Origin of the sequence: Duganella aceris, from assembly GCF_011090165.1 — a bacterium.
Classification (GTDB): domain Bacteria; phylum Pseudomonadota; class Gammaproteobacteria; order Burkholderiales; family Burkholderiaceae_D; genus Rugamonas; species Rugamonas aceris.
Window position 1 is genome coordinate 77555 of sequence record NZ_JAADJT010000017.1, and the last position, 24486, is coordinate 102040.

Here is a 24486-nt window from a genome sequence, read left to right on the forward strand (position 1 = left end):
AGAAATTTCTGGAACGATTTGTCGAATTCCATTACCTTCGTTCGTCTATAGAAGACCATTAGATCAGGAAGGAAACGCCATGACCCAATATCTGGTTGCAATCCACCACCCCGACAACTACGACCCCGCCGCCCAGGAAGACGAAGCGATGCACCGCGATATCGACATCCTCAACGACGAGATGGTCGCCGCCGGCATCAGGATATTCGTCGGCGGCCTGCGCCCCGTACGCGACGCCCGCTCGCTCCGCGCCCAGCCCGACGGCAAAATGGCCATCACCGACGGCCCCTACATCGAAGCCAAGGAACACATCGGCGGCTTCTGGGTGCTGGAAGCCACCAACCTGGAAGAAGCATTGGAGTGGGGCCGCAAAGCCGCGATCGCCTGCCGCGCACCGGTCGAGGTCCGCCCGTTCTTCTGACCGCACCGGCTGCGCGCTAGCGGCGATGCCTATCGAAGAACTGCCAGATCACCTCATTCGCATCCACATCGCGCGTAGTCTTCCCGATCGGCAGACCCACGTTGAACGGATCCGCCCCAGGCCACGTATGGCCGCCATCCCTGACCGTCGCCAGCGCCACGCTCAGCCGGCCATCGCCCTGCTCGACCCACGTCACATCGGTGCCATCGCCGGCATCGGCATCGATGACGCGCCGGCGCTCCGCAGCCGCCGCCAGCCCGTTCCACTTCACCCAGTAGCGATGACTGTCCTCAGCAGACAGATAACCCGTCGCCTTGCCGCCATACGCCACCACCTGATCCGCCGTACCGTGAATCAGCAAGACGCCCACCTTGCCCGGCTTCACATGATGCTGCACCACCGGCTCCGGCATCGGCCCACCCGCCGACGCCACCGCCGCGAACAGATGCGGCAACTCCGCCGCGACGCGCAACGCAAAGAAGCCCCCGCGCGACAAGCCAGTCGCATACACCCGCTGTCCATCGACACGGTAATCCTGCTTGAGCCTGTCGAGCAGCGCCTCGGTAAAACCGATGTCATCGGTCCCCTCAAGATAAGACATGCCGAACCCGACATTCCAATCCTGCTTGATACCCAAGGGATAGACAACGATGAACTGGTGACGATCGGCGGCCCGGTTCATCTGCGTGTAAAGCATCTGCTCCGCCATCGTCATACCGCTGCCGTGAAAGTTGAAGACGACCGGAAAAGTCTTCTGCGGCTGGCTGGCATAGGACGCCGGCGTGTAGACCAGGTAGCGCCGCTTTTCCTCCTTATGGACAAGGGACTTCACCTGCGCCAGCGCCGGAAAAGCCGAGCATACGAGGAGTACAAAGCTGATCAATATTTTCATGGTGCGTATCCGCAAAGTTGACGAGTACGCAGCATAAAAAACCAGCGGTGAAACCAAGGTGAAATCCGCGCGATTTCAGCACAGCGGCACGATCTCGACGCGATACGCCGTCGCACCCGCATGAAACGTGATGTCCCAGCACATCGCCTTGGCGATACGCCGCAACAAATGCTGACCGTGCAGGAAGCCCTGCATCGCCGCAGTCCGCGAGGGATCGACCGTATTGCTCAAGCCAAGCACGCCATCCACGAACGACACCCGCAACCGGCTCCCCGCCCCGCCATGGAACAAGGCGTTGCCCACACAGTTATTGATGAGCAGCAACGTCAGATGCCGATTGCCGCGCACCTCCAGCCGATCCGGCAGCTCAAGCGCCAACCCGTCATCGCCCCAAGCGCCTTGCTCGACCAGGCGCAACAAGCTCTGCTCGATGCAGCCGCGCAGATCAAAAGTCTCCGCCGCGATATGTTCCGCACGCGCCAATGCGAACAGCACATCGACGGTCCCACCGATTTCATCAAGGCCCGCCCGCAACTGCGCCACATCCTCCCCGCGCAACGTGCCGCTCTCCGCCTGTCCAAGAATATTGTTCATGACCGTCAACGGCGTCCGTAACTCATGGCTGACGTCGCGCGTGAAAGCATGCTCCCGATTCAGCGCCGCGTGCAGATCGGCGAACGTGGTGCCGAGCCTGTCCGCCAGATAGCCGATCTCGTCGCGACGATGCCGCGCACTGAACGCGACCGAACCCTGCGGCGAAAGACTACGCACCTCACGCGCCAGCACCTGAAGCGGCGACACCAGCCGCCTGGACAAAAAGTAAGCCAACAACAACGCCAATCCCACCAACCCAAGCGCCAGAGCAATCAACACCCCGCCGACATCCTGGATCAGTTTCGACACCACTAACAGCGGCCGCACATCGGCCAGCAGATAAAGCCGCCGCGGCCCACCCGCCGCCGAAAGATCAAGCGTACGCAGGTGATAGTGCTGACCGGTATCGGTGGAGATCTCGGCACGCTCGCGGCCGGCCGCGACCTGCTCGCGCACGATGGGCGGCAAGGCCTCGACGCTGGCGTAGACGCGGATCAGCTCATCGCTCGGCGACTTGACCTCGCCATGCAAACGGAAATGCGCCGTCATCGCATCCGACTCCCGTTGCAGCAGACGGTCGACCAGCATATCCTCTGTCACATACGCGATGACCAGCGCCAGCCCGGTGTAGCAGACGCAGATCAGCACCGTAAAACCGGCCAGCGCCGCAAACAGGCCATGCCGGATCGACCTAAACATGCGCACCCAGTTCCAGCCGATAGCCAAGCAGCGGAATGGTCACGACCATTGCCAAGGCGCCGGCCGCCTCCAACTGCTTGCGCAACGCATAGATGTGCGACTTGAGCGCATCGCTGTCCGGCGGATTGGCGCCCCACAACTCATGCATCAACGCCGAGCGCGAAACGGCATGCGGATGCGCGCCGCACATCATCAACAGAATCTTAAAACCAACCAAGGTCAGCGGCAACGGCGCGCCATTGAACAGCGCACGCTTCTCGCGAGACAGCAGCGTCAACGGACCAAGCCGCATCTCCTGGCTGACGTGCAGTTGACCGCGTCGCGCCAGCGCCTCGCAACGCAGCGCCAGCTCGCGCAGGTCGAACGGCTTGGTCAGATAATCGTCGGCGCCCTGGTTGAAGCCGCGCGCCTTGTCCTCGAAAGCGTCGCGCGCGGTGAGCATCAACACCGGCACATTGCGCGGTGCCCGCTCTTTGATCGCACGGCAAACCTCCAGCCCATCCAGATCAGGCAGATTCAGGTCAAGCAAGACCACATCGTAGACATGGCGCGTCGCCAGATCGATGGCGAGCGCGCCGGTGGCCGCATGATCGGTCTGCCACTTCAATCCATCGAGGAACTCCACGATCTGGCGAGCGATCGTCGGATGATCCTCCACCACCAGTATCGCCAGCGCGGCGCGGCTCATTCTCCCGCCCGTATTTCCATCGCGCCCGACGTGGCCATATCGGGCGAGATCTCCGCCAACGTCCGTTCCAGCTCCAGCCGCAACGCCACCAGGTGCGGCGTCAGGCCATCGAGCTCCCCGGCGTCGGCCAGGCGCTCGATCTGGGCGCAGCGCGCGCGCAGCGTGTCGGCGCCAAGGAAGGCGGCCCCGCCCATCAAACTGTGCACGGCCAAAGCGACCACCGCCGCATCGCCGTCATGCAGCCCCTGCGACGCCACCGCCAGCAAACGCGGTCCCTCGTTCAAAAAAGCCGAGCGCATGGCGCGCTGCAACTTGTCGCCCCCGTCCGGCCGCCGCGCGCCCACCGTCGGCAGCTCCGCCACGCCGAACATCACGTCCAACTCCGCCAACGCCGGCGCGCCCGCCGCCATCGCCCGCTGCTCGCCGATCAACGGCCGGCCTTGCGCCAGCAACACGTCCAGCTGGCGCGCGATCTCCGTGTGCAAATCGATCTCATCGATAGGCTTGGCCAGGAAGCCGCTGGCGCCGGCCGCAAGGAATCGCTCGCGCTCCGCGGCGGTCGCGTTGGCCGTCAGCGCGATCACCGGCACGGCCGCGTCGCGCACCCCGTCCAGTCCGCCACGCAAGCGCCGCAAGGCAGCAAGGCCATCCATGCGCGGCATGCGGCCATCCATGATCACCAGATCGTAATCGCGCGCGGCCAGCTCCTCCAGCGCCACCACGCCATCCTCGGCGATGGTGACGGTGTGGCCCATATCGCCCAGCAGCTCGCGCAAGATGATCTGGTTGGTGCTGCCATCCTCCGCGCACAGCACGACCAGGCGCGCCGGGTGCGGACGGCGCAGCTGCGCCAGGTGGATCGGCACCGGCGCCCCGCGCTCCAACGGCAGATGCACGCGGAACACACTGCCCATGCCGGGCACGCTGCTGATCTCGATGCGCCCGCCCATCGCCGCGACGATATTCTTGCAGATCGCCAGGCCCAGGCCGGTGCCGCCGTATTTGCGCGTGGTGGCGGCGTCGGCCTGCTCGAACTTCTGGAACAGCCGGCCGAGCGCATCGGCCTCGATGCCGATGCCGCTGTCGCGCACGGTGACGACAATGCCGCGCCCGCGATGTTCCGCCACGCTCACGCGCACTTCCCCATGCTCGGTGAACTTGATGCCGTTGCCCACCAGGTTGACCACCACCTGCCGCAGCCGCGTCGGATCGCCGCGCCACCACGCCGGCAGCGCCGGATCGACATCGGCGATCAGCGAGATCCCCTTCGCCTCGGCGCGGTCGGCCAGCAGGTCGACCACATCGTGCAGCAAGGTCGGCAGATCGAAATCCAGCGACTCCAGCGGCATCTTGCCCGCCTCCAGACGGGAGAAGTCAAGGATGTCGTTGATAATTTGTAGCAGCACCTCCGCGTTGCTCAGGCTGAGGCGCAGCTTGTCGCGGGTGTTGGACGCCAGGGCCACATCCTTCAGCGATGAGCGCAGCATGCCGATCACGCCACCCAAGGGCGTGCGCACCTCGTGGCTGATCATTGCCAGGAAATCGCTCTTGAGCTGGTTCGACACTTCCGCCGCCCGCTGCGCCGCCAGCGACTCGGCCTGGCGCGCCTGCGACGCCCGCAAATCCGCCTCGCGCGCATGCAGGGTCGCGATCTGCGCTTCCAGCGTTTGCCGGTAGCGGATCTCGTTCTCGTGATTGCGCGCGTGCGTCGCGCGTTGGCGCCGCAGCGCGCCGTCGAGCCCGTGCAGCAGATAGGTGCAGGATATCGTCAGCAAGGTCGACACCAGCATGAAGTTCACGGTCAGGATGATCCAATGCGCCAACGGGCCGACCTCGACCACCGACATGCCCAGTTCAATCCCGCCGAAATAGCCGACCAGGAACAGCGTGGCGCCGCACCACAGCAGCGCCAGCATCGCTGCCATGGTGCCGATCAGCACCGTGCACAGCACCGGCACCGCCAGCAGATAAATCTGCGACACCGGCCCGATGGAAAACAGCAGCACCACGGAGATCAGATAAGAGATGCCCAGGACCGCGAAGGCCCGGCGCTGGTACGCGATATCGCGGCGATAGTTCAGCAAGCCGGTGGCGGCCAGCGCGATCACGTCGGTCACAACCAGAGCCCAGTGTCCCTGGCGCGCACCGCCCCACATGCTCGGCACAACGACCAGCAGACCCAGCCAGAAGGCCACGCCGCACAAGCCGTCCAGCAACCGATGGCGCCAGCCTTGCAGGTCCTGGTCGCCGTGCTTCAACGGCTCCATGCGCCGGCGCAGGGCGGCACGCAAAGCGCGTACCGGAAGGCTGTCTTTCAAGGCGGCTCGCTCGTAGTTGTAATAAAAGAACGATTTTACTACTTTATGCTGCTTTTAAATAACATTCCAGCACTTGCAGGGTGCAACCAAACTGCCGACTTCGTCATTGGGGATAGGCCGGTGCTCTGTCGGTTCGGTCGCGGTTCCGGTATCATTCGGCATGAATAAGATTTCCTTCCAACCGTTTATTATTGGCGTCGCAGGCGGTAGCGGCAGTGGCAAGTCCACTGTGTCCCAGAAAGTGCTGGCCGCGTTTGGCGCGGATATGGTCTCGGTCGTCATGCAGGACGATTACTATCGCGACCAAACCCACCTCCCCCCAGAAGTCCGCCCCGAGCAGAATTACGACCATCCGCAAGCGTTCGAATGGTCATTGCTGGTGCAACATATCCAGGCCCTGCGCAATGGCGAAGCGATCGAAATGCCGGAGTACGACTTCACGCTCCACAACCGCTCCAGCCGCACCATTCCCGTCAAGCCCGCCCCGGTGATCGTAATCGAAGGCTTGTTTGCGCTGTATGACCCGGACTTGTGCGACATGATGTCGCTGAAGATTTTTGTCGACACCGCCTCCGACATCCGCTTCATCCGCCGGATGCAACGGGATATTACGGAACGTGGCCGCTCGGTGGAAAGCGTCGTCGGACAGTATCTGGAAACGGTACGCCCGATGCACAAGCAATTCATCGAGCCGACCAAACGCAACGCCGACATCATCATTCCACACGGCGCCAATGGCCCGGCGGTGGACATGATTACCACCAAGGTCGCGAGCGTAATCGGACAGTTGAAGCGATCCTGATTTTCTTGGCGCGCCTGTGGCAGGCGGCCTGAAATCAATAGGTGCTCCAGACATTAACCGAAGCACCGAATTGCCGAACGCTGCGCCCCACTTCGACCTCGTCAAACCCATCATTGAAAGCGCTGGAGGATTGCCGGTGGTATTCCTCGATGCTCATGGCGGTCACGCTGGCGGAACCGTCGGCATCGCGCTTGGGATGGAAAAACGCGCGCATCCGGATGATGCAGTGACTTGTCCCGCGCCACTTCGCGGGGCGTATTAGCAGGCAGGTTCAGCCAGCGTCGCCGCCTGGTGGGGGTGGCGACGGTTTTTCGCCACGGTGCGCGGCAATCGCTACCAGCACCAGTGGAGACAGTCCCGCACCTTGTTCATGGTCGATGTGCTCAAACAGTTGGTTCCGCATGCGCGGCGCCCAGTATCGCTTCAGATGGTTGGCGATCTCGGTCGATGCCTCCTCGCGGTCGGGATAGGAGTCGAAAAAAGTGCCGATCTGGTTGGCCATGGTGACCAAGTGTTCGATATTCATTGCGGGCTCTGGGCGGGACGATTGAACCATCGTCGGCCCGGATGACGCGCGTGTCAAGCGTGCACTGCAGAATACCGCACCTTTTGCCGTCTCCCATGGCTTCGACGCATCCGCTGCCAGCTCTCATTGGACATTCTTGCGGGTGGGCTCATCAGGATCGGGAATTTGTATACCTGGAAGCAACCAAAGGCTAAAATGTGCCGCCCTCTTTACAATTTTCCATGTTTTTGAAAAACCATTTCCACCTCTTCCGACTGCTGTTCGTCTTGTTGTCGATTCCCGGCGCGGGCGCAGCCGAGGTCGCGCAACGTCCCTATTGGCACAGCTCGATGGTCCATAAGGCATGGACCAAGCAGGACGGCGCGCCGACGGCGGTATACGGGATCACGCAGGACCAGCACGGCATGCTGTGGTTCGCAGCGAACGACGGCGTTTACCGCTTCGACGGCGCCCGCTTTGAGCGATTGAATGCCATCGACGGCAACAAGCTGCGCTCGTCTAATACCAATGCGATCCTGGCCAACGGCTCCGCGCTCTGGATCGGTTATAGCTTTGGCGGCGTCAGCGTCTATGATCAGGGCACGGTGCGGCATTATGGCGCGGAGGACGGCTTATCGATACGCACCGTCTACCAGTTGGTGCGCAGTCGCGATGGAACCATGTGGGTCTCCACCGGCGACGGATTGTATTGGCTGGACGGCCAGCGTTGGCGCTTCGTGGATGTCAAGGATGGCCTAGGTCTCGGCAATGTCCATTACTTCACCGCCCTACCCGACGGCAGCATCCTGGCCGATCATCCAACCGGCATTTACCGCAATACGCCAGGCGGGCACCAGTTCCGCAAAGTCGCCGGCGGGAAAGGCATCGAAATTCACCATCTGCTGCCGAATGGCGACACGCTGCTGGTCGATGAGCAGCGCCGTTTCACCCGCTATGCCGCGCTGACCGGCATCCTGACGCCGTTGCAATTTCCGTTCGGCGCAAAGCCGATCGATCCGTTTCTCGACGATCGCGGCGCAGTGTGGGTCAACACCGATGCTGGACTAGTGTTGCTGGGTCCGGACATGCGGCCGATGCGCACGTTCTCCGGGCTGAATAACCTCAGCGGCAAGCAGGTCTACAACACGCTGAATGACCGGGAAGGCAATCTCTGGCTGACCACTGAAAACGGCGTGGACCGTATTCGTGAATCGCGCCTGACCGCGATTCAGCTGCCGGAGCGGATGTCCCGCGCCATGACGATTCAGCCCGACCAGGACGGTACGGTGTGGATCAGCAATCACAAGACCAACGGCGATTATGACGTGGACACTTTTGGCATGAAGCCGAATGGCGCACACGTCGATTCGCCGCTCAGCAACATCACCGCCAGCTTGCGCGCGCCGGACGGCAGCTTATGGTTCGGCAATGGCAAATTCGTGTGGCACCGCGTGCATGACGAGTGGCGCGCATGGCCATTGCCCGATAGTTTTGGTGGCCAGGACGTGCAGGACTTCGCCGTCGACAGCGGCGGCCGGCTATGGGCTTCGCTAGTGCGCAACGGCGCGCATGTGTTTCAGAACGGGCAATGGCAGCGCGGTGGCGGCATCGAAGCGCTCACCAAGCTGACGCCGGTGTCGTTGTATGCCGATCCTAAGGGTCCGGTCTGGTTTGGCTACACTGCCAACAGGCTTTCGGTATTGAGCGGCGGTGCATTGCGCGAATACGGTGCCAAGGATGGCCTCGAAGTGGGTAACGTGGCCTCGATCACCAGTTATAAAGGCCAGCTGCTGGTGAGCGGGGACCAGGGCGTGGCCAAATTGCAAGGCCAGCGCTTCATGCCTTTGCTTGATGCCGATGGCCAGCCACTGAACGGAGCCTCGCGCCTGGTCATCACAACCGGCGGCGAATTGTGGCTGCACGGCGCGGACGGCTTGATGCGGGTGGCTGCCACCGAGCTGGCGGCCGGCTTGGCGTCGCGCCATTTACGTATCGACCGCTTCGATAACCTTGACGGCTACAAAGGCCAGCCTTCGCAAGTGCGGCCGCTGTCCGTGTTGGCCGAGGCGGCGGATGGACGTTTGTGGTACGCCACCTCCGCCAGCGTCGGCTGGGTGGACCCGGCCAACATCGCCCGTAATTCGCTGGCGCCGACGGCGCAAGTGACGTCGCTGCGCACCGACCAGCGCCTGCATGACGCGCGACCGGAAATGGTCCTGCCGCAGCACACCAGCAACCTGGAACTGGATTTCACCGCCGCCATCCTGAGTATCCCGGAGCGGGTACGTTTCCGCTATCGGCTGATCGGGCAGGAACAAACTTGGCGCGACGCCGGCAACCGGCGCGCGGCCTTCTACACCAACCTCGGTCCGGGCAACTACCGGTTCGAAGTCCAGGCCGCGAACGAAGACGGTGTCTGGAGCGTCACACCGGCGGCGCTGTCGTTCAGCATTGAACCGGCGTTCGTCCAGACTGTGTGGTTCAAGTTGTTGTGCGGCGTGCTGGCGTTGGCGCTCGCCGCCCTGCTTTACTGGCGACGCATGATCTGGGTCACCGCGCGCATCACCGACCGTTTGCGCGAACGTCTGCGTGAACGCGAACGCATCGCGCGTGCCTTGCACGACAACTTTCTGCAGAGCGTTCAGGCACTGATGATGCAGTTTGATTTGATCAAACACGGGCTGCCGCCCGAGCACCCGGTACAACAAAGAATCGATCGCGCGCTCGATACCGCCGAAGACGTGCTGCGCGAGGGTCGCGAGCAAGTGCTGGCGCTGCGGCTTAATCATGAGCTGACCGGCGACCTCGACTCCGCGTTGGCCGGACTGGGAAATATTCTCGCGCCGCGCTACGGCGTACGCTTCGTGTTGCTGGAAAAAGGTGTGCGCCGTCCCTTGCGCTCGTCCGCCGCCGCCGAGGCCTACGCGATCGGCCGCGAAGCGCTGCTGAACGCCCTGCGCCATGCGCAATGCAAAGAAGTGACGGTGGAGTTGCGTCATGCGCGCACCGGCTTCTCGCTACAGGTGCGCGATACCGGATGCGGCATGAATGCCGAGGTCTACGAGCGTGGCCACCGTCCCGGCCATTTCGGCCTGACCGGCATGCGCGAGCGCGCGCACGACGCCGGCGGGACGCTGGAGATCCGCAGCGCGGCCGGCAAAGGCACCGCGATCACGCTACGCTTGCCGACACGCCGCGCCTACGGCCGCAAGGCTGCCGACAAGTTGCCCAGCACGCCCAACTGAGCGAACAAGATGGTCGCGGCCGTATAGCAATCGAACGACATCACCTTGCCGTCGCGCAGGCGGAACACGTCGCAGCACGGGGTTTTGATGGTTTGCTGTGTCGCTGGAATCGTGCCGGCCGGGAGCACCAGCGGTCCATTGTGAGTGCCGTTCAGCGACAGCTGCACCACCACCACGTCGCCCATGACGATGACCTCTTCCAGCGCGCGGTGCATATCGGGGAAGGCGGTGGCGTAGATATCGACGGTCTTGCCGATCTCCGCGCCCACATATTTCTGGCCCGCCGAGATATCGTGGAAGTAGCCCTCCGGCGCGAACAGCGCCATGAAGCCGGCGGTGTCCTGTTCTTCGGCGCGTTGATAAAGTTCACGAATGATTTGTTCGTTTTGCGACATGGTGGTTCCTCAGTTGGTTGATTGCGTGAGGAAGTGTAGGCAGCCGGCCAGTCGCTGTCATCGGGCGAACGGCGGAACACCATCCACCGGCATGGATAGCCGTTACAGGTCGATGAAGCCGCGCTGGGCGGCCAGCGACACCGCGTGAGCCCGGTCGGCGGCGCCCAGTTTCATCAGCAAGGTGCTCATGTGCGCTTTCACCGTTGCTTCGCTGATGATCAGCAACGCGGCGATTTCCCGATTCGACTTGCCCGCCGATGCCAGCCGCAGCACGTCCAGTTCGCGCGACGACGGCCCACTGCCGCCGTACTGCGATGACATCGATCGCCGCAGCGTCTGCGGCAGCACATGCCAGCCTTCGTGCACCTCGCGCACTGTCGCGGCCAGTTCGGCGCCCGGCACATTCTTCATCACATAGGTTTGCGCGCCCGCCTTCAGGGCCGCAGCGATGCGGGCGTCGCCGCAATGGGCCGACAGCACGATCAGGCGGGCATCCGGATGTTGAAGGCGGATCATGCGTATCGCTTCCAGCCCGTCCATGCGCGGCATTTGCAGATCGATCAGCGCGACATCCGGCAACGTGCGCGCGTAGTGTTCGACCGCCTCCTCGCCATCGCCGGCTTCGGCCACGACCTCGATGTTCGCGTGTGCGCAGAGCGTGGCCACAATCCCGGCGCGCATCATCGGATGATCCTCCGCGATCAGGATGCGGATGGCTGAGAAGTCCACTTTACCAAAGTTCGATTGCGCCAAGGCTGGCTCCTGGAGATGACGGCCTATCGATTGTAACGACGAACGCGCCGACTGAACCCTGCCAGATTGCATGGTGACGGCGATTATTCTTGTGCGTGGATAGTGCTGCTACTTCATGCCGATCTCAAAACACGCGCGTCAGCCTAGACTTTTGGTTTATTCAAGCGAGGAGGAAAAATGGTCAGATCGAATAAAATCTTGTGGGGCACCGCATTACTGGCGGCGCTGTGGTCGTCCGCCGCGCCGGCGGCCCTTCCTGCGGAGCAGATAACGGACGCCGCGCTGGTCCAGAGACTGCAGGGCTTCAGCGAGGGCAAGGTCGCGGTCAACGGCGTCAATCTGCACTATGTCATTGGCGGCAAAGGGCCGGCCCTGGTTCTGCTGCCGGGCTGGCCGGAGACCTGGTGGGAATGGCACAAGCTGATGCCGCAACTGGCGCGACGCCACACCGTGATCGCGGTCGACCTGCGTGGCATGGGCGGCTCCGACAAACCCGCAACGGGCTACGACAAAAAGACACTGGCCAGCGACGTCCATGCACTGGTCAAACAACTTGGCTACGACCGCGTCGATATCGCGGGTCATGACATCGGCTCGATGGTGGCCTTCAGCTTCGCCGCCAACTTCCCGCAAGCCACGCGCCGGCTGGTGATGGTCGATGTCGCGCATCCGGACGCCGCGCTTGCCAAATGGCCGCTGTTGCCGGACGCCGGCACCTTCAGCGACCAGCTGGACGAACGACATCCCTACGTCTGGTGGTTCGCCTTCCATCAGGTGAAGGGATTGCCGGAGGAGCTATTGGCCGGACGCATCGGCATGGAGCAAGCCTGGATGTTCCGCTACCTGATGCAGGACGAACACAAGCTTGATGCGCTCGACCGCGCGGTCTACGAGGCCGCCTACAGCAGCCGCGACGCCATCCGCGCCGGCAACGCCTGGTATCAGGCCTTCCCGCAGGACATCATCGACGACGGCACTTATGCGCCGCTGGCGATGCCGGTGCTGGCGGTCGGCGGCCCCGGCTACGAATGGCTGAAAAGTACGTTGGCCGCCAAGAGCAGCAATCACCGCGTGGCCAAGATCGCCGACAGCGGGCACTTCATCCCCGAAGAGCAACCGGAGCAGTTGCTGAAGTATCTCAGCGAATTCCTGGACTGACGCGCGCATCCACCGCCGCGAACACCTGCACCGCCCAATCGACGAACAGCCGCACCTTGGCGTTCAGGTGGCGATTGGGCGGGTACATGATGTGCAGCGCATGGCGCGGCGGCCGCCAGTCCTCCAGGATATGCACCATCTCGCCGCGCTCCACCATATCGCGGACGAACCAGGCGAAGGTCTGCCCGATGCCCAGTCCGGCGGTCAGCGCCGTCATGTGGGCGGTGCTTTCGTTGACCGCGACCGCCGCATGCGCGTTGACTTCGATCGCCTCATCGCCGCGCGCGAAATGCAGCGGAAAGACCTTCCCCGTCAGCGAAGAAAAGTAGCCGATGACGCGATGTTGTTCTTCCAGCTCGCGCGGATGCGCCGGCCGGCTGTGCCGCTCCAGGTAGGACGCGTGGCAGCAGGTGATGAATTCCATTTCGCACAGCTTGCGCGCGATCAGCGTGGTATCGGCCAACGCACCACCGCGTATGACGCAGTCGATGCCCTCACTGACCAAATCGGTCGGGCGGTCGCTGACACCAAGCCTTAGCTCGATGTCCGGATATTTGGCCTGAAACTCCGGCAGCGCCGGCACCAAAATCTGATTGGCCAGGATCGAACCAACATCGACACGCAGCCTGCCCTTCGGCTGCGCGCGCGTCTGCCGCGCGGCCGCATCCATTTCGTCCAGATCGACCAGCAAGCGACGCGCGCGCTCGTAGTACTGCGCGCCCTCCGGCGTGACCGTGATCGAGCGCGTGGTGCGGTGGATCAGCTTGGCGCCCAGATGCTGCTCCAGATCCTGGATCAGCTTGCTCGCGGTGGAGCGCGGCAGCGACAGTTGATCGGCGGCCTTGCCGAAAGTTCCGGCCTCGGCGATTCGTACAAACATTCGCAATGCTAACAAGTGGTCCATGACAATCCGCTAAGAATTTCAAACGATTATACATCTGGATGGATAGTGATTCCACTATCGGCCAATTTACACAGGCTGCTGGACAAAATACACTGGGTTCCATCAACTAACCCAACAGGAGTCAAATCATGAGCAAACTTCAAGGCAAAGTAGCAGTCGTCACCGGTGGCACCAGCGGCATTGGCCTGGCCACCGCCAAACTGTTCGCGGCACAAGGCGCGCGCGTCTTCATCACCGGCCGCCGCCAGGCAGAACTGGACACCGCCGCTGCTGGCATCCCGAACGCCACCGGCATCCAGGCCGACTCCTCCAGCAGTGCCGATCTGAAGCGCTTGTTTGAAACCATCAAGGCCCAGGCCGGCCAGATCGACGTGCTGTACGTGAACGCCGGCGGCGGCTCGATGGCGCCGCTGGGTGCGATCACCGAAGAGCACATCGCCGACGCCTTCGACCGCAACGTCAAGGGTTTGATCTTCACCGTGCAGAACGCGCTGCCGCTGCTGGCCAAGGGCGCCTCGGTGGTGTTGACCAGTTCCACCGCCGGCGTGGTCGGCACCGCCGCCTTCAGCGTCTACAGCGCCAGCAAGGCCGCCGTGCGCAACCTGGCGCGCAGCTGGATCCTCGAAGTCAAAGACCGCGAGATTCGCATCAACGTGGTCAGCCCCGGCCCGGTCCGCACGCCTGGCCTGGTGGAACTCGCCGGTCCGGACGCCACCGCCCAGCAGGGCCTGCTCGACATGCTGGCCGCCCAAGTGCCGCTGGGCCGCGTCGGCGAACCGGAAGAGATCGCCAAGGCAGTGCTGTTCCTGGCCTCCGACGACGCCAGCTTCGTCAACGGCGCCGAGCTGTTTGTCGACGGCGGCCTGGCGCAGGTATAAGCCATGGACCAGTTCCCTATACCGGATGCATCACGCCGCTCGGCGCTGCGCGGCATGGCTGCCGCCGCTGCGGCCGGGGGGCTGGCCAGCCTGCTGCCGGCCAGCGCGGCGGCGCGGGTCGAAGTCGCCAAGATCGCCTTCGAACGCCCGGCCACGCGTGCCGGCGTCCACCCGTTCAAGGTGGCGCTGCCGCAGGCGGCGTTGGATGATCTCAAGCTGCGCCTGTCGATGGTGCGCTGGCCCGATCAGGAAACGGTGACGGACTGGTCGCAAGGATTGCCGCTGCAACGCCTGCAAGCGCTGGTGGAGTATTGGCAGCATGGCTACGACTGGCGTCGCGCCGAAGCCAGCCTCAACGCGCTGCCGCAATTCAAGACCAATATCGACGGCCTGGAGATCCATTTCCTGCATGTGCGCTCGAAGCATCCGAACGCCCTGCCGATTCTGCTGACCCACGGCTGGCCCGGCTCGATCTTCGAGTTCATGAAAGTGATCGGGCCGCTGGTCGATCCCACCGCGCACGGCGGCAAGGCCGAGGACGCTTTTAATGTGGTGATTCCATCGCTGCCAGGCTACGGCTTTTCCGCCAAGCCGCAGGCGGCCGGCTGGGGCCTGCCGCGCATCGCCCGCGCCTGGAGCACGCTCATGGACCGCCTCGGCTACCACAAATGGGTGGCGCAAGGGGGCGACTGGGGCGCCGGCGTCACTACCTGGATGGCCAAGCAGCATGCCATCGGCCTGGCGGCCGTGCATTTGAATCTGCCGATCCTGTTCCCGCCGCCGCTGGACGGCGCGCCGGACCAGCAAGAACAGGCCGCGATCGACCAGCTGACGGCCTTCAACAACGCCAAATCCGGCTATGCGAAATTACAGGGCACGCGGCCGCAGACCATCGGCTATGCGCTGGCCGATTCACCGGTGGCGCAGGCGGCGTGGATCTACGAAAAGCTCGGCGCCTGGAGCGACAGCGGCAACGATCCGGAATCGGTGCTATCGCGCGACGAGATCCTCGACAACATCACGCTGTACTGGCTGACCGGCAGCGGCGCCTCGTCCGCCCGCTTGTACGCCGAAAGCTTCAGCACCGATTTCTCAACCCAGAAGCTGGACTTGCCGGTGGCGGTCAGCATCTTCCCCGGCGAGCTGTACCGGCCGCCGCGCAAGTGGGGCGAGCGCGTCTATTCGAAGCTGTACTACTGGAACGAAGCCGCGCGCGGCGGCCACTTCGCCGCCTTCGAGCAGCCGCAGCTGTTCACTACCGAATTGCGCCGCGCCTTTGCCACCATCCGTTGATCGCAGGAGAACACCATGCAAGCATCAGAAATTCAAGCGGGGCGCCGCGCCCTGCTGACCGGCAAGCTGTCGGCCTTCCACCCGGCGCAGCAAGGGCTATCGCTGCCGCCGGCCACCAGCGCCATCACGCCGTTCCACGTCGAGGTGCCGCAAGCGCTGCTGGACGACCTTCAGCAACGTCTGCGCATGACGCGCTGGCCGGACGGCGAAACCGGTGCCGGCTGGTCGCAGGGCGTGCCGCTCAAGCGCATGCGGGACGTCGCGCACTACTGGCAGCACACCTATGACTGGCGCCGTGCCGAAGCGAAACTGAACACTTTCCCGCAGTTCCGCACCGAAATCGACGGCTTGGGTATCCACTTCCTGCACGTGCGCTCGAAGCATGAAAACGCCCTGCCGCTGATCCTCACGCACGGCTGGCCGGGCTCGGTGTTTGAATTCCTCAAGGTGATCGGACCGTTGGTCGATCCCACCGCGCACGGCGGCAAGGCCGAGGACGCCTTCCATGTGGTGGTGCCGTCGCTGCCCGGTTTCGGTTTTTCCGACAAGCCGCGCGATAAAGGCTGGAACGTGGTGCGCATCGCCAAGGCCTGGGGGACGCTGATGGCGCGCCTGGGCTATGCGAAATGGGTGGCGCAAGGCGGCGATTGGGGCGCCGGCGTGACCACCGCGCTGGGCCACGTCAAGCCACAGGGACTGGCGGGCATCCATTTGAACTGGCAGTTCGTGTTTCCGGAAAAAATGCCGGCCACTTTGTCCGCCGACGAGCAGCGCGCGGTCGACGGCGTCGGCCGCTTCCTGAGCGGCGAGTATGGTTACTTCAACGAACAGTCGACGGTGCCGCAAACAGTCGGCGAAGTGCTGAGCTCGACGCCTGTGGGCCAGGCGGCATGGATCTACGAGAAATTCCAGGCCTGGAGCGACAACGGCGGTGACGTCGAACGTGTGCTGACCCGCGACGAACTGCTGGACGATATCTCGCTGTACTGGCTGACCAACACCTCCGCCTCGTCGGCGCGCATTTATTGGGAAAACTCGCCATCAAGCTTCTCCGGCGGACGTCTCAATCTGCCGGTGGCGGTCACGGTGTTCCCAAAAGAGATCTATCGCGCGCCGCGTTCCTGGGGTGAAGCGACTTATCCGCAACTGATTTACTGGAACGAGGTCGATCGTGGCGGCCACTTCGCCGCGTTCGAACAGCCGGCATTGTTTGCGGCGGAGCTGCGTGCCGGCTTCGCCAAGCTCCGGTAAGCCGTATGCGCAGCGTGATTTACCATCAGTACGGCGAGCCGGCCGAAGTACTGCAACTGACCGAAGCGCCGGATCTGCGGCAGCCCGATGCCGGCGAGGTGTTGATCCGGGTGCTCAGCCGGCCCGTTCATCCCGGCGATCTGCTCGGCATCCGGGGCCGCTACCGCGCGCCCGGCAACCTGACGCCTGTCGGCCCCGACGGAGCGCGTCCCGGATTCGAGGGCATGGGAGTCGTCGAAAGCATCGGCGCCGGCGTTGATCCAGTCCGCAACCTGAAGCGAGGTACACGCGTCGCATTCTTTCCCGCGCGCTGGGCCTGGAGCGAGCATGTGCTGGCGCAGGCGCAGTTCGTCACACCTGTGCCAAATGACATGCCCGATGTCGCCGCCGCCCAGCTGCATGTGTCGCCGTTGACGGCGGTCTTGCTGGCGCGGGCGGTGCAAGCAAGCGGCGCCTTGCCCGGCGACGTGATCGCATTGTCCGCCGCCGGCGGCCTGGTGGCGCGCCTCACCGCCAAGCTCCTGTTGACGCAAGGGTATCAGCCGGTCGGCATCGTCCGCTCGCAACAGTCGATAGCGGCATTATCCGCGCAACTGCCGGACATGCCGTTCATCAGCACCGAGCAAGCGAATTGGGGCAAGCATCTCGGCGCGCTGACACAGGGTCGACCAGTACGGGTCGCGCTCGACCCGGTGGGCGGCAGGATCGCCGGCACGTTGGCCGGGCTGCTCGCCGACGGCGGCGCTCTGGTGTCATACGGCGATCTGTCGGGACAGCCGCTCTCGCTGCCCGCCTTGTCCTTCTCCGCACGAGGGATCAGCATCCACGGCGTTTCCGTCGGACGCTGGGCGGGCTTGCCCCCAGAGGCGCGCGCGGCGGATATCGCCACCGCGATCGAGCTTACTCGAACCATGCGTCAAGCATTCCATGCCGCAGCGGAGTATCCATTGGAGGATGTCGCCAGCGCGGTGCGGCATGCCGAGCGCGCCGGCAAGGTCGGCGCAGTGCTTCTACGTTAAGAAAAATCATATGTCGCAAATGAATATCCAAGCCGAACCCGCGCCTTCAATAGTTGCACCCGCGTGGCTCGCGGTGACCTCGCTGGCGGTCGGCACGTTCGCATCGGTGACGACCGAGTTCCTGCCGGTCGGCCTGCTCACCGACATCGCCGCCGGGCTGCACGTGAGCGAAGGTGAAGCCGGCTTGATGGTGACCATGCCAGGACTAGTCGCGGCGTTGACAGGTCCGGTGCTGATCGTCGCATCCGGCCGCTTGAATCGGCGCGCATTGCTGCTGTCGCTTTCGGTGCTGCTTGTCGCCTCGAATCTGATCGCGGCGCTCGCACAAAATTTGCCGACCATGCTGTTCGCCCGCGTGCTGCTAGGCGTGGTGGTCGGCGGTTTCTGGACCTTCGCTCCCGGCGCCACCGGGCATATGGTGCCCGCTGCGCAGCAGCCGCGCGCCATGTCATACGTGCTGGCGGGGATTTCCGTGGCCACGGTTGCAGGCATTCCCATCGGAGCGGTGTTGGGCCACCTTGCCGGCTGGCGCGCGGCCTTCATCGCCGCCGCGATCCTCGCCAGCGCCGTGCTGGCGCTGCAGTTCCGCATTCTTCCATCGATGCCATCGACGCGGACAACCGGACCGCGCGAGCTGCTGGCGCCGCTGTCGAACCGCAGCGCGCGAGCAGTGCTCGCCATCGCGATATTCATGATGGCCGGGCATTTCGTCGGCTACACCTATCTGCGGCCGGTGCTGCAACAAATGTTCGGGATGTCGCCGGACGGGGTCAATGTTCTGCTGCTGGTCTATGGCGTGGCAGGTTTCATCGGCACTTTCCTCGGCGGACGGCTGGTGACGCACAGTGTAAGAGGAACGTCGCTCACGGCAGCGCTGGCGATCGGCGGCGTACTGCTGCTCGCGGCGCTCGCCGGCAAGAGCGCGATTATCGCCACCGTCGCGGTGCTGGCATGGGGTTGCGCCTTTGGACTGGTGCCGGTGTCTATGACCACCTGGATGCAGCGGGCATCGCCCAACACCCCGGACGCCGGGCAGGCCTTGCTGGTGACTTTTTTCCAAACCGCAATCGCCCTCGGCGCATTCTTCGGCGGTGTGGTAGTCGACACGTTGGGCATCGCGAGCGCGTTAGTGCTCGGCAGCGGGCTCGCGGCGATGTCCGCGATCTTTATCGGCCTCAGTAAAGAGCCTGCGGCTTGATGTGATCGTACTCGATGACGTAGCAGAATATCTGCAAGCAGACCGCCTCTCCGATGGGACTGTCGCCGATCTCGTCGAATATGAAGCTACCAGCAGCACTGGGCGATACCAGTAGGCCGCCACTTCCGAGTGGCTGTCAGAATTTTGTAATCCCAGCGTCACGCTGCGGTCAGACCCGTATTTCTATACTGAGCTCCATCGATGGCAGCAATGTCGACGGCAGCAATCGGATCACTTAACCGTTCTCTCAAATAGGAATACAAAATCATGTTGAACTTCAAACGCGCCACCATCATGTTCGCCTTTGCATGCGCTTCTGCCACCGCACTCATCGCGCCGGCCGGCGCCGTCGGCATCACCGGTACCGCCGCCGACTTTGGTGTCCAGGTCAATAACGACGCCGCGATGCGCACTGTCACCATCAGCAGCGATACCAAAGGGGTGAACGTCACCAACGGAGAAACGGTTCGATTCAACGTCGATGGGCAAAGCTTCACCTGGCACTTTGACACCATCCGCAACGAGACCTCCTTCGACTTGGCAAAGATCGCGCCGGCCGGCGTCAACGCAGGCACCGTGCGCGCCTACGTCGCCAGCAACCCGCTTTATCGCGGCTAATCATGTCGGAATTGATAGTCACCCGATTACGACTTCGGAAATAAGACAGGATGTGCGTCGTCGCATAATACGGGATACGCCCGCGAGGACAAAATGCCGCTGACTTGCATGTGTCAGAAGCCTGACTCATCGAGATAGAGTAGATGCATATCAGCGCTTTTAACGCCCCAAATAGTATCGGGCTGCCTATTCAGGCAGCCCGATAGCATGAGGTGAGCCGGGTGAAACAAACGCCAACGCACCGCAGATGCAGCGCTCCCGACCCATGTAGAAATTATACGGCATTTCGCGCCTTACTTCGCTGCGTATGGATATTCGTCAGCACAACCGAGATACGACACACGCCGGTCTGAGAATCGGACACATTTGCTTCGGGGGAATGTTAACGAGGGGACCTCTGCGCTGCGCGCGGCGCCTCCGGCGCGCCCCCGCGTAGCGGTGGCAGATGGACGATTCGGAGAGGGCTGGGCGAGTACGCCCAGCCCTTCGAATCCCCCGCGCAGTGCCCGCAGGGGCACTGCTTCTCTCCGCCAAGGATACAAAAACGAAAAGGCCACCCGAGGGTGGCCTTTCGCTTTTGTATCCTTGGCGGAGAGAGGGGCGTTCCCATCACTAGCGGCAAACCGCACAGATACCAACTATCGGACAAATTCAATTCGCAATGTGACCTCCTAGTTGCCCTTGAAATTATCACTCAATTAATGTTGTGCAAATACTTCAATAACCCGAATTATCTGCGGCAGTCATTAAAAAGAGCCGCCGATTGAATCGCCGATTAAACTCCAGATCACTTCACGACGAGCGAATCTATGGTGCGGGACCATGTCGAAGACTTGTAATCAATGGTAGCGGGTACATAGCTCGGTACGTCGGTCCTCCGCAAATGCGCAAATAGTAGGACATATCGGCGATGGGAAGTGCCAGATTGCAGGGACGGAACCCGGGGCTACACACAGCATACCTAGTGACACGAGGCTTGAAAATCCTTGTGTCGGTGGTTCGATTCCGCCCCGGGCCACCAAGAACATACCTCACGAAACGCCCACTCATGCAAGTGGACGTTTTTGTTTTCCGGAACAGAAAGTCTTCGTGTCCGGTCTATTTCCCGCCCCCCCTCGAACCGAACTTATTTATCCCCACAAAAAACCCGTAAAATGGTATCGCTTACTCAAGTAATACGTGGTTAGCATGTGATAATGTTAGTCTTCCATAAAATTGCGAGCTGGAAAATGAATTTACCGAAAAAGAAAATTCTTGCGGGCTTTTGCTTAGGTCTGATCACTCAGACGGCGCTTGCGGCAGATGCCTTGGACGCTCAACTGCTCAAACCCTGCGGCAAAGTCTTCGGACCGCTACTATCCCTCGAAACGACTTTCCTGCCAACGACAGACAGCGAGGTAGAAGTCGAAATCGGTCAAAGCATGGTATCAACGCATCACACCTCGATTATGGATGGTGCTACGAGTTACGGATTCTATTTTGATAAAGGATTGCAATTTTCGGGAAAGGTTTTAGGTACTGAGTACGATGTTGATGTTCCACCGAGCGCGGCATCAATACATGACAAAGAACAATACATTCCGACAGAATATACATTCAAATATAGAAATAGCGATACGCCAAGGACCGGGTGGCTAAAGCCTATTTTACGTTTTGAGATTGATGAAAAAAGCCGATCGGTAATTGCTAGATTAAATATAGGATTTGGGCACAAAGTCGATGTCGGAATGGCTTCCGCCGAGAAATCAGAAAAATGCACCCGATCAGATCTCAAATCTTACAAAAAAGAGCTAGTTTACTCTGGAATATCACAGGGAACCATATCTATTTTGTATCGAGAATACATGGGGGACCTATTACGTCCTGCTTTCTCACAGGAACTTCGCTACGACTTGAAAGATGGAGATGAAATAGGATACAAAGGCGCTCGTTTCAAGGTTATAAAAGCGAATAATGTCAGCATAAAATATAAGGTCACCAAGCATCTTCAGCAGTAATTTGGCCGCCACTTCTCCTTGTTAATAAATCGCAAACGGATGATCCTAGTTGAAAGCTAGACCACGCTTCAGGTAAGCTACTAGTATCAGATAATAGCTATCTCTCATCTTGATCGCTCAATACGCAGCGAACTATATTCTCAACCACACGCAAGTTACCTTCAAAGAGTTTAGTAAGCAATTCTACTAAGGGTACTAAGGCTACCTGATCCTTAACGATCACGATCAGCCCCGAATGCGAAGCAGCTTCGCTGGCTGCTTGTTCATGAGCCTTAGCAACACGACGCGCTCCAGTTCCGAACCGTAGCCACTGGGGCGAGACCGCCAACCAATCAGCCAATGCAATCAACTTCGCCTGCGTCGGAATCGCCTCTGCTAGCAACCATTTACGCAAGGTCTGAGCGGTTCTTGGGTTCCAGGATACCGCTGGTTAAATTCCTGTGATATCTGCGTTGGACTGGCAACAGGCAGCCCGATGCGCCGGTAAAGACCCGATGAAGCCTCTCAATAACCCGACCAAGGCGTGGCATCGAATCCTCGCTGTCGCCAAGGTGGGAAAATGCAGGCTTCACGACTGTCGGCATGCGTTTGCGAGTATACTGGTAAACGAAAGCGCTTCGCTGTATCAGGTACAGTTGCTGCTCGGCCATGCCTCCAGCGTCACCACGCAGCGCTATGCCCACTTGGTATCAGCACGCTGCGCAATACGTCCCAGCTTGTCTCGAATCTCGTCAATAAGATATAAGCAGCAAGATAAGCTCAGCGGGCCACGACATTCGTATGCCGTGGCCCGCTTCTTTTTCTTATTGCAAAGCCCCCAGGCAAGTCCAAAAAACAGCATCCAGCTTCATAGCAATGTGATAAGCTGAGCTATCCCAGCGTTAGGCGGCTTTCCAGCTGTCCTGATCCTCATCATGTCACTCTGTGATGTACTGTAAATCCTCGATAGCATATTGTCATCCTGGAATTGTTGGTTTGAATCATGCGCTCTGCGCTAGACAAGCTGGGATTTGATGAGGGAGATGGATATGTCAAAACGTACACATCGTCTGATCCTTGCAAGTATCATTTGCCTGACCGAAGCAATTCGGCTGGCCCATGACTTGCTCGGCATGATTTCTAACTACTTATGCTTTTATGATGCCAGCCTGGACCTCGAAGTTCGAACTTAAACCTGGAACTTGGGTCTTCGTTCCGACGGCGGATAGCATTAAGACCGGTCGAGAGCTAAAACTTGAGATTGAGCAAAAATGGCGCGCTCCAGAGTTTTTTTATCATTTACGGGCTGGAGGCCATGTAAAGGCATTGCAAGCGCATCTTGGCAACTCTAGATTTGCCCGTCTCGACATTAAGAACTTCTTCGGCAGTATCAACAAGACGCGTGTGACGCGTTGCCTCAAAAGTATTTTTCCATACCCGCAGGCAAGAGAGATGGCCAACATCTCAACGGTATTGCACCCAGTTGATAGGAATTCGATACTACCTTTCGGCTTTGTGCAATCACCAATTATTGCCTCTCTATGCCTTCATCGAAGCGCTTTAGGGCAATACCTTCAAACACTTTCCAGACGAAAAGACCTTGTCATAAGCGTCTATGTAGACGATATTATTCTATCGTCGGATAATGAGCACGACCTGACAGTTGCTTTGACCGAGATCAAAAGCCGAGCTACTCGTTCAAACTTCATAATGAACGCCGACAAGTAAAGCCTGCCAGCCCAACAGGTTACGGCTTTCAATATAGAACTATCGAACTCGTCCATGTCAATTGAGGCAGATAGATGGGCGCAATTCGTGGCGTCGTTCAGAGAAACAGACAATGAGAACATACGAGGAGGGATTCACACGTACGTCGCTTCGGTAAATCCCGCGCATTCAGTTCAATTAGATTTGATTTAGCGCCTCCTAAGATAGTTGTTACTATCCAAAGACGATAAATTACTTCTCTCCGTTGCTCCCTTTGCCATATACATGAGTCAACGAGCTATCGACTAAGCTTCACTTATCTTATAAATCTTACTAACCAAAATTATGCGACTAACGGTGGCTACATCTACACTATCGGCCCTACAACGCGATATTAATTGCTTGTCATATTGCCTCTTATGTTTTGTTGCTGTATTCGGGTTTCGATCTGCCTACTTGGCAGCGACCGGAGGTGGCGATCTTTGGATAAGCTTCGTTCCACTCGCCACCTCTTTCTCCGCGCTGCTCGTATCTCGAAATGCCAAGCACTTGTTGGTAAAGAATGACATGCTAAGGGAAGACGACCGCAGGCAGGAAATTGTGAAGATCACCCATCACTTAATGGCGACAATAAGCAGCCTGATAGATCACGTCTCATATTTCAAAACCACAATAAACGAGAAAAATAAGCCTGCGCTTGTCATCGCGGATACGGTTGAGAATATCGTTTTACGTTACGAAGTTTTGCTGGAACGCGAGCCATACAAATTCCTACCGGGTACAACTGTCGATCTAATCGGAAAAATGTCTGGTTCCATACTGGGCATCAAAGCCTTCGCCAGCGGCGTAGCAATTCTTACATCAAAAACCCCCTTAGCTTTGTTATCTTCTGTAATGCCTGCTAATGTGACAGGCCCAGCAAAAGAAGCTGAGCGTTTGCTTGGAGAGCTTGAAAACCTCTACCTAAAAATTCGTGAGTTAAGAGCAACATTAGACGAGAATGATTTACCTGTAGCCGGAACTAACCGCCCTTGGTATGCACTGTAGTCATGAGATAGCCCCCTGATTCACCGTACACGGCCTATGCGCTATTCTTACGGATAGGAATAGGACTGTGCATATGACTAGGAACAAGCAAACAATCGAGGTTGTAACGGTAAGCGAAGAGCGCC

Annotated in this window: 23 protein-coding genes; 14 read left to right on the forward strand and 9 right to left on the reverse strand. The window is 60.4% G+C overall.

Annotation, left to right across the window (positions count from 1 at the left end; all coding sequences use genetic code 11):
* The first annotated feature begins 79 nt into the window (after positions 1-79).
* A complete protein-coding gene (locus tag GW587_RS28275; protein ID WP_166108241.1) occupies positions 80-421 on the forward strand; it encodes a YciI family protein in 342 nt (113 codons plus the stop codon).
* Between the two features lie 16 nt (positions 422-437).
* Here GW587_RS28275 and GW587_RS28280 read toward each other — a convergent pair whose 3' ends face one another.
* The 4 genes from GW587_RS28280 to GW587_RS28295 form a co-directional block, all read right to left on the reverse strand.
* A complete protein-coding gene (locus tag GW587_RS28280; RefSeq protein ID WP_166108242.1) occupies positions 438-1313 on the reverse strand; it encodes an extracellular catalytic domain type 1 short-chain-length polyhydroxyalkanoate depolymerase in 876 nt (291 codons plus the stop codon).
* Between the two features lie 75 nt (positions 1314-1388).
* Entirely contained in the window at positions 1389-2606 is a 1218-nt protein-coding gene (locus GW587_RS28285) for a sensor histidine kinase (RefSeq protein WP_166108243.1), read from the reverse strand.
* Positions 2599-3294: a response regulator transcription factor gene (locus GW587_RS28290; protein WP_166108244.1), complete on the reverse strand. Its 696-nt coding sequence runs from the start codon at positions 3292-3294 to the stop codon at positions 2599-2601. Before GW587_RS28290 ends, GW587_RS28285 begins: the two co-directional genes overlap by 8 nt.
* Positions 3291-5612 (reverse strand): ATP-binding protein, encoded by a 2322-nt coding sequence (locus tag GW587_RS28295; RefSeq protein WP_166108245.1) that lies wholly within the window; start codon positions 5610-5612, stop codon positions 3291-3293. Before GW587_RS28295 ends, GW587_RS28290 begins: the two co-directional genes overlap by 4 nt.
* A gap of 160 nt (positions 5613-5772) precedes the next feature.
* Here GW587_RS28295 and udk point away from each other — a divergent pair, with 160 nt between their 5' ends.
* Positions 5773-6414, forward strand: coding sequence for a uridine kinase (gene udk / locus GW587_RS28300; protein WP_166108246.1), 642 nt, complete (start codon positions 5773-5775; stop codon positions 6412-6414).
* 34 nt (positions 6415-6448) lie between these two features.
* Here the strand turns inward: udk and GW587_RS28305 are convergent, their stop codons facing one another.
* Both GW587_RS28305 and GW587_RS28310 read right to left on the reverse strand, forming a co-directional pair.
* A complete protein-coding gene (locus GW587_RS28305) occupies positions 6449-6628 on the reverse strand; it encodes a hypothetical protein (protein WP_166108247.1) in 180 nt (59 codons plus the stop codon).
* 57 nt (positions 6629-6685) lie between these two features.
* Positions 6686-6940, reverse strand: coding sequence for a formate dehydrogenase subunit delta (locus GW587_RS28310; protein ID WP_166108248.1), 255 nt, complete (start codon positions 6938-6940; stop codon positions 6686-6688).
* Positions 6941-7161: 221 nt separating this feature from the next.
* On the opposite strand from GW587_RS28310, the gene GW587_RS28315 reads away from it, so the two are divergent.
* Positions 7162-10164, forward strand: a complete 3003-nt coding sequence (locus GW587_RS28315) for a sensor histidine kinase (protein ID WP_166108249.1) — start codon at positions 7162-7164, stop codon at positions 10162-10164.
* Here GW587_RS28315 and GW587_RS28320 read toward each other — a convergent pair.
* Entirely contained in the window at positions 10119-10559 is a 441-nt protein-coding gene (locus tag GW587_RS28320) for a nuclear transport factor 2 family protein (RefSeq protein ID WP_166108250.1), read from the reverse strand. The two genes, GW587_RS28315 and GW587_RS28320, sit on opposite strands and share 46 nt — an antisense overlap.
* Positions 10560-10661: 102 nt before the next feature.
* Complete coding sequence (locus GW587_RS28325) at positions 10662-11312, reverse strand: response regulator (protein ID WP_166108251.1); 651 nt, start codon at positions 11310-11312, stop codon at positions 10662-10664.
* 177 nt (positions 11313-11489) lie between these two features.
* Here GW587_RS28325 and GW587_RS28330 point away from each other — a divergent pair, with 177 nt between their 5' ends.
* Positions 11490-12470, forward strand: a complete 981-nt coding sequence (locus GW587_RS28330; RefSeq protein ID WP_166108252.1) for an alpha/beta fold hydrolase — start codon at positions 11490-11492, stop codon at positions 12468-12470.
* Here GW587_RS28330 and GW587_RS28335 read toward each other — a convergent pair.
* Positions 12451-13374, reverse strand: a complete 924-nt coding sequence (locus GW587_RS28335) for a LysR family transcriptional regulator (RefSeq protein WP_166108253.1) — start codon at positions 13372-13374, stop codon at positions 12451-12453. The two genes, GW587_RS28330 and GW587_RS28335, sit on opposite strands and share 20 nt — an antisense overlap.
* Before the next feature lie 125 nt (positions 13375-13499).
* Between GW587_RS28335 and GW587_RS28340 the strand changes: the two genes are divergently transcribed.
* The 10 genes from GW587_RS28340 (at position 13500) to GW587_RS28385 (ending at position 24361) form a co-directional block, all read left to right on the forward strand.
* Entirely contained in the window at positions 13500-14252 is a 753-nt protein-coding gene (locus GW587_RS28340) for an SDR family oxidoreductase (RefSeq protein WP_166108267.1), read from the forward strand.
* A 3-nt stretch (positions 14253-14255) separates the two neighbouring features.
* Positions 14256-15545, forward strand: coding sequence for an epoxide hydrolase family protein (locus GW587_RS28345; RefSeq protein ID WP_166108254.1), 1290 nt, complete (start codon positions 14256-14258; stop codon positions 15543-15545).
* Between the two features lie 15 nt (positions 15546-15560).
* A complete protein-coding gene (locus GW587_RS28350; protein WP_166108255.1) occupies positions 15561-16796 on the forward strand; it encodes an epoxide hydrolase family protein in 1236 nt (411 codons plus the stop codon).
* 5 nt (positions 16797-16801) lie between these two features.
* The gene (locus tag GW587_RS28355; protein ID WP_166108256.1) at positions 16802-17815 is read left to right on the forward strand and encodes an alcohol dehydrogenase catalytic domain-containing protein; all 1014 of its coding nucleotides are present in this window, start codon (positions 16802-16804) and stop codon (positions 17813-17815) included.
* Positions 17816-17825: 10 nt separating this feature from the next.
* Complete coding sequence (locus GW587_RS28360) at positions 17826-19013, forward strand: MFS transporter (RefSeq protein ID WP_207393678.1); 1188 nt, start codon at positions 17826-17828, stop codon at positions 19011-19013.
* Between the two features lie 267 nt (positions 19014-19280).
* The gene (locus tag GW587_RS28365; RefSeq protein WP_166108257.1) at positions 19281-19631 is read left to right on the forward strand and encodes a CzcE family metal-binding protein; all 351 of its coding nucleotides are present in this window, start codon (positions 19281-19283) and stop codon (positions 19629-19631) included.
* 1229 nt (positions 19632-20860) lie between these two features.
* Positions 20861-21628: a hypothetical protein gene (locus GW587_RS28370; RefSeq protein ID WP_166108258.1), complete on the forward strand. Its 768-nt coding sequence runs from the start codon at positions 20861-20863 to the stop codon at positions 21626-21628.
* Positions 21629-22122: 494 nt separating this feature from the next.
* Positions 22123-22497 carry a tyrosine-type recombinase/integrase gene (locus GW587_RS28375; protein ID WP_166108259.1) on the forward strand — a complete coding sequence of 125 codons (375 nt, stop codon included), beginning with the start codon at positions 22123-22125 and terminating at the stop codon, positions 22495-22497.
* Positions 22498-22765: 268 nt separating this feature from the next.
* Positions 22766-23335: a reverse transcriptase domain-containing protein gene (locus GW587_RS28380; RefSeq protein ID WP_207393679.1), complete on the forward strand. Its 570-nt coding sequence runs from the start codon at positions 22766-22768 to the stop codon at positions 23333-23335.
* Between the two features lie 435 nt (positions 23336-23770).
* Complete coding sequence (locus GW587_RS28385; RefSeq protein WP_166108260.1) at positions 23771-24361, forward strand: hypothetical protein; 591 nt, start codon at positions 23771-23773, stop codon at positions 24359-24361.
* The last annotated feature ends 125 nt before the right edge of the window (positions 24362-24486 follow it).